Source organism: Thermococcus sp. (genome assembly GCF_027066465.1).
Lineage (GTDB): Archaea > Methanobacteriota_B > Thermococci > Thermococcales > Thermococcaceae > Thermococcus.
In genome coordinates this window covers 1-5088 of record NZ_JAMONU010000208.1, presented here as the reverse complement: position 1 = coordinate 5088, position 5088 = coordinate 1, and the positions used below count along the sequence as shown (strand labels likewise).

The window sequence follows — 5088 nt, the reverse complement described above, 5'->3', positions numbered from 1 at the left end:
TTGGGTGAGATGTGGAAGTAGTTTATTGCTATCCAGAGCAGGAGGAAGGTCTCTATGACGCCCATGCTTCCGATGATTGTTGACACCGTCAGGATTTCGCGGATGTTCCACTTTTCGGGCCAGCGGTTGATTTTGACGTTGTCGTAGGCGATGGTGATTATCGGCAGGTCGTTGAGCAAAGCTAGGAGGATTATCATCACGGCGGTCACTGGATAGAAGTTGTACGCGAGTATGCTGAGCGTTATGAAGAACAGCACGCGAATCGTTTCCGTGATGCGGTAGACAACGTAACTGTACATCCTCTGGAATATCTTCCTCGCCTCGACGATGGCGTTCTTGATAACGCTTATTCCCGCCGCCAGTAGAACTATGTCGGCCGCTGCTCTAGCCGCGTCAGTTGCCCCCGAGACGGCGATTCCAACGTCCGCCTGCTTCAGTGCCGGGGCATCGTTGACTCCATCTCCCGTCATCGCGACCTTGTGGCCGGCCTCCTGGAGGGCCTTGACTATCTTGAACTTGTGCTCCGGATAGACCTGCGCGAAGCCATCGGCCTTCTCACAGAGCTCCACGAGTTCGTGTCCCTTGGCCCTGTCGAGTTCGTCGGCCGTGTATATTCTGGTTCCGATACCGAGAATCTTGGCTATCTGCTTTGCAATCGCTATGTGGTCGCCGGTAATCATCTTGACGCGGATTCCGTTCCTCTTGAGGAACTTGATGGTCTCGGCGGAGTCGTCGCGCGGCGGGTCGAACAGCGGTATCAGTCCGACGAACTTCCAGCCGTCGCCGAAGTCAACGGCGACACCGAGCGTCCTGTAGCCCTTCTTTGCAAGCTCCTCGACCTTCTCCATGACCTCCCTGGTGAGCTTCTCGTCGGCGTTGGCCATCTGGAGTATGACCTGCGGGGCGCCTTTGGCCGTCCTGAAGCGCTTTCCGCCCTCGCACTCGACCTCCGCCTCGGTGTGCTTTATGACCGGGTCGAAGGGGACGAACTTTATCTGCCTGCACTTCTTGAGCTTCTCCTTGTCCTTGACCGCCCTCAGAACGGCGAGGTCAATCGGGTCCTTGTTCTCCTCCTTGCTTGCTAAAGCCGCGTAGAAGAGCATCTCATCCACCGTAAAGCCGTCCCACGCTATCGGGTTGTCGACGGTCAGCTGGTTCTTGGTGAGCGTTCCCGTCTTGTCGGCACAGAGCGTATCTACTGCGGCAAGCTCCTCAATGGCCACGAGCTTCGTCACTATCGCCTGCCTCTTGGCCAGCTCGTAGGCACCTATCGCCATCGTTATGCTCATGACAGCGGGCAACGCCGCTGGGATGGCGGCTACCGTCAGAACGAGGGCGAAGCGCAACAGCTCGATGAAGGGCTTGCCCCTGTGAAGCTCGACGAGGAACATTATGGCAATCATGATGACGCTGAGCACGATGAGGTAGTTTCCTATGTTGATGACGAGCTTCTGGTACTCGCTGGTCGTCTTGGCGGTCTGGACGAGCTGGACGGTTCTGCCGAAGTAGGTGTGCAGGCCAGTCGCTATGACGACGCCGGTCATCTCACCGCGCTTTACTACCGAGCCGCTGTAGACGACGTCCCCAACCTTCTTCGTTACCGGAACGCTCTCACCGGTCAGCGCGGATTCATCAACCGTGAGAAAGTCGCCGTCAATGAGCTTCACGTCGGCCGGTATTATGTCTCCCATGCGCAGCCTTATAATGTCGCCCGGAACCAGCTCCCTCGCGGGAATCGTCTTCCACTGGCCGTCCCTGAGAACCCTCGCCTCAAGTGCCAGCTTCTGCTTGAGGTACTCCATGATGTTCTCGGCCTTGTGCTCCTGCCAGAATCCGACGACACCGTTTATGATGAGCAGGCTTACGATTATCGCGAAGTCCTCCCAGTGGTGAACGATTGCCGATAGAATCGCTGCAACCTCAATCATCCAGGGAATCGGCCCCCAGAAATAGGACAGGAACTTTATCAGGGGGTGCACCTTCTTCTCGGGAATCTCGTTGGGGCCGACCTCCTGGAGGCGGCGCTTCGCTTCCTCCTCGCTGAGCCCCCTCGTTGGGTCAACTTCGAGGAACTTGAGAACTTCCTCAACGCTCATATGTTTGGCCTTCTGAGCAATCTTTTGGAGCTTGCTCTCGGCCATTGTATCACCTCCGGTGTAATTCTTTCATTTTGTTACTATAATCTTGTAGGCAAAACCCCGTATAAACCTTGCGCATGAAAGGGTTATTTCATGCCTGCAATCGGCGATATCCCTTTGATGTTAACTTCAATAACCCGATAATCTTTTGATGTTTTTACATCTTTCGTTTTAGGCTCTCCTAACGCCATTTTTAGAGGGTTGAACCAGCCCAAAGCTTTTTAGAAGCAACGGCTAACTCGGGTGGGTGGTGGCATGAGAGTCATCGCTTCTGCCCCCGCTAAAATTATCCTCTTTGGTGAGCACAGCGTCGTTTACGGTAAACCTGCAATAGCGGCCGCCATAAACCTTAGAACTTACGTGAGGGCGGAGTTCAACGACAGGGGAGCGATACGAATAGAGGCCAAGGACATCCGCGTTCCCGGACTTACAGTGTCGTTCTCCGAGAACGAGATTTACTTCGAGAGCGACTACGGAAAGGCCGCGGAGGTTCTCAGCTACGTTAGGGAGGCCATAGAGCTTGTTAAGGAGGAGGCCGAGAGGAACGACCGCGGGATAACGGTTTCGATAACCTCCCAGATTCCCGTCGGTGCGGGCCTCGGTTCCTCTGCCGCCGTTGCCGTTGCCACAATCGGTGCCGTCTCAAAGCTTCTCGGCCTCGAGCTGAGCAACGAGGAAATCGGAAAGCTCGGCCATAAGGTTGAGCTTCTCGTTCAGGGGGCGTCGAGCGGCATTGACCCGACAGTTTCGGCCATCGGTGGCTTCATTCACTACGAGAAGGGCAAGTTCGAGCACCTGCCCTTCACGGAACTGCCGATAGTCGTTGGATACACGGGTTCGAGCGGCTCGACGAAAGAACTTGTTGCGATGGTCCGGAGAACCTACGAGGAGATGCCCGAGATAATTGAGCCTATACTGGTTTCGATGGGAAAAATCGTCGAGAAGGCCAGGGATGTGCTCCTCTCAGACCTGGATGAGGAAGTTCGCTTTGAGGTGCTCGGAAAGCTGATGAACATAAACCACGGTCTCCTCGATGCACTCGGCGTTTCAACGAAAAAACTCAGCGAGCTGGTCTATGCAGCGAGAACTGCCGGGGCTTTGGGAGCCAAGATAACCGGAGCCGGTGGAGGCGGCTGTATGTACGCCCTCGCACCGGGAAGGCAGAGTGAAGTCGCCACCGCCATAACGATAGCCGGCGGGACCCCTATGGTGACCAAGATAAGCAGGGAGGGTCTCAGGATAGAGGAGGTGATTCCGTGATAATCGTCAAGCTCGGTGGGAGCGTCTTCAGCGACAAGAGGGGCCCATGGAAGAACTTCAGGGAAGACGTCGTTCGGTCGATAGCGGCGGAGATTGCCAAGTTCTACCCCGACAAGAGCTTCATCGTCGTTCATGGGGGCGGGAGCTTCGGCCACAAACCTGCCAAGGAGTACGGCATCAGGGACGGTCTTGTGGGGCTCTCAGGTAGCGACCTCTTCGAAAGGAAGAGGGGATTTTCCCTGACCCACAACGCGATGCTCGAGGCGAGCGTGAGAATCGTGAACGCCTTTATGGAGCAGGGGCTTCCCGCCGTGTCTGTGTCAAGCTCGTCAGTGTTCCTCATGGATTCGAACAGGGTCGTCTACGGCGACGTTGAACCAATCAGGAAGATGATTGAAACGGGATTCATTCCCGTCCTCTTCGGCGACGTTGCCGTGGACCTCAAGAAGGGAGTTGACATACTCTCCGGCGACCAGATAGTTACATACCTCACCAAGCTCTTCAAGCCCAGAAAGGTAATCTTCCTGATGAGTGTCGACGGAATCTACGACGGAAAGCCGGGAGAGGGAACGCTCCTCTTCGAGATACCCGCCGACAGGATTGACGCCCTCATAAAGCGCTTGGAGCTGGAGGCGAAGGCCTCGGGAGAAGACGTAACGGGCGGGATAATAAACAAGCTGAAGGAAGCGAAGGAGATAGCCCGCTTTTCAGAGGTCTGGTTCGTCAACGGTCTCGTTCCGGGCAGGCTTGAGGGGGCCATAAAGGGCGACGGCTTCGGCACGAGGATTCCAAAAGCCTAATAATCCTCCGGAGAAGTTTTGGCGGTGGTTGGAAATGGAGGAGTTTGATAAGGAAGAGCTGACCATCATCAGGAAGTTCGAGCACATAGAGCACTGCCTCAAGAGGAACGTTCAGGCTCACCTTTCCAACGGTTTTGAGGACGTGCACTTCGTCCACATGAGTTTGCCCGAGATTGACAAAGATGAAATCGATTTGAGCGTCGAGTTCCTCGGGAGGCGCTTTGACTATCCGATTTTCATAGCGGGAATGACTGGAGGAACGAAGGGTTCCCAGCTCGCCGGAAGGATAAACAAGACCCTCGCGAAGGCCGCTCAGGAGCTCAACATACCGATGGGCGTCGGCAGTCAGAGGGCGATGATAAGGAAGCCGGAAACCTGGGAGAGCTACTACGTGAGGGACGTCGCTCCAGACGTCTTTCTCGTCGGAAACCTTGGGGCACCTCAGTTCTCCGAAACAATTCCGGAGCGCTACGGCATTGAAGAGGCTTTGAAGGCCGTCGAGACGATTCAGGCGGACGCTCTGGCGATACACATGAACCCCCTTCAGGAGAGCGTCCAGCCCGAAGGGGACACGCAGTACAGGGGCGTTCTCAAAGCTCTGGCAGAGCTCAAGGCCGAGTTCCCATACCCGATAATAGCGAAGGAGACCGGCGCGGGGGTTTCTAAGGAAGTCGCGGTCAGGCTTGAGAGCATTGGAATTGACGCCATCGATGTCGGCGGTCTCGGCGGAACGAGCTGGAGCGCCGTTGAGTACTACCGCGCGAAGGACGAGCTCGGCAGGAACCTTGCCCTCAGGTTCTGGGACTGGGGGATTAAGACCGCTATAAGCGTTGCCGAGGTTCGCTACTCCACGGACCTGCCGATTATAGCCACCGGCGGAATGCGCGACG

The 5088-nt window shown here is 55.9% G+C and carries 4 protein-coding genes; 3 read left to right on the top strand and 1 reads right to left on the bottom strand.

Annotation, left to right across the window (positions count from 1 at the left end):
* Positions 1 to 2141, bottom strand: a 2141-nt coding sequence (locus MVK46_RS10125; RefSeq protein ID WP_297536568.1) for a plasma-membrane proton-efflux P-type ATPase, incomplete at its 3' end; no start/stop codon positions are given.
* 252 nt (positions 2142 to 2393) lie between these two features.
* On the opposite strand from MVK46_RS10125, the gene MVK46_RS10120 reads away from it, so the two are divergent.
* The 3 genes from MVK46_RS10120 to fni form a co-directional block, all read left to right on the top strand.
* Positions 2394 to 3398 carry a mevalonate kinase gene (locus MVK46_RS10120; protein WP_297536565.1) on the top strand — a complete coding sequence of 335 codons (1005 nt, stop codon included), beginning with the start codon at positions 2394 to 2396 and terminating at the stop codon, positions 3396 to 3398.
* Positions 3395 to 4198 (top strand): isopentenyl phosphate kinase, encoded by an 804-nt coding sequence (locus MVK46_RS10115; protein WP_297536563.1) that lies wholly within the window; start codon positions 3395 to 3397, stop codon positions 4196 to 4198. The genes MVK46_RS10120 and MVK46_RS10115 overlap by 4 nt, the downstream gene beginning before the upstream one ends.
* Positions 4199 to 4232: 34 nt before the next feature.
* Positions 4233 to 5088 (top strand): type 2 isopentenyl-diphosphate Delta-isomerase (gene fni / locus MVK46_RS10110; RefSeq protein ID WP_297536561.1); only part of this gene is annotated, 856 nt, incomplete at its 3' end.

Bases quoted from the DNA above. Each gene is read 5' to 3' on its own strand.
- MVK46_RS10120 (WP_297536565.1), top strand. From the start codon at position 2,394: ATGAGAGTCATCGCTTCTGCCCCCGCTAAAATTATCCTCTTTGGTGAG.